Consider the following 860-nt stretch of genomic DNA (forward strand, 5'->3'; position numbering starts at 1 on the left):
GGCTTCGGAGTCGGCGACCCGCGCGCGCCGTTGCTGCCGCTCGACGAACAGGGCCGCGCCGAGCTGCGGCGCCTGCTGGACGTTTAACCCAGATCCGGCGCGGAGAAGGTGTCGCACTTCTTCGGGTCGCCGGTCTGGTAGCCGATGGTGAACCACTTCTGCCGCTGCTCGGACGAACCGTGCGTCCAGGACTCGGGGTTGACCCGGCCGGTGGATTCCTTCTGGATCCGGTCATCGCCCACCGACGCCGCGGCCGACAGCGCATCGGCAATGTCCTTGTCGCTCAACGGCTCCAGGTAGGGCACGCCGGTGCTCTCCTGCTTGACCGTGGAGGCGTAGTGCGCCCAGATCCCGGCGTAGCAGTCGGCCTGTAGCTCGGTGCGCACGCCATTGCCCCCGGCGCCCTGCGCGCCCTGCTGCGAGCGGCCGAGCAGACCCTGCAGCTGCTGCACGTGATGGCCGTATTCGTGGGCGACCACATACTCCTGGGCGAACGGCCCACCGCTGGAACCGAATCTGTCGACGAGCTCCTGGAAGAAGTCGGTGTCGAAGTACGCCGTCTGGTCGACCGGGCAGTAGAACGGTCCCACCGCGGTGGTGGCCGCCCCGCAGCCGGTGCTCACCCGGCCGGTGAACAGCCGGACATGCGGACGCGTGTAACCCGGCAGCAGCTGATGCCACACCGCGTCCACCGAGTTGCCGGTGGCGACCACCCGGCACTGCACGTACTTGTTGGCGTCGGCGCCGGTCTTGCACTGGCTCAGGTCGAATCCGGGCGCCGAGTACCCGCCGGTGTTGGTCTGCGGGGAGTTCATGACGCGGCCGGGGTCGACGCCCAAAAACAGCGCCCCGATGAGAAT

General features: G+C 68.6%; 1 protein-coding gene. It reads right to left on the minus strand.

The genetic code is table 11. The features are described 5' to 3' along the window. Nucleotides 1-83: 83 nt before the first annotated feature. Nucleotides 84-860: neutral zinc metallopeptidase (locus tag A5659_RS20705; RefSeq protein WP_067183903.1), on the minus strand; the 777-nt coding region annotated here is incomplete at its 5' end.

The sequence above is a fragment of the Mycobacterium sp. 1165196.3 genome, from assembly GCF_001673415.1.
Taxonomy (GTDB): domain Bacteria; phylum Actinomycetota; class Actinomycetes; order Mycobacteriales; family Mycobacteriaceae; genus Mycobacterium; species Mycobacterium europaeum_A.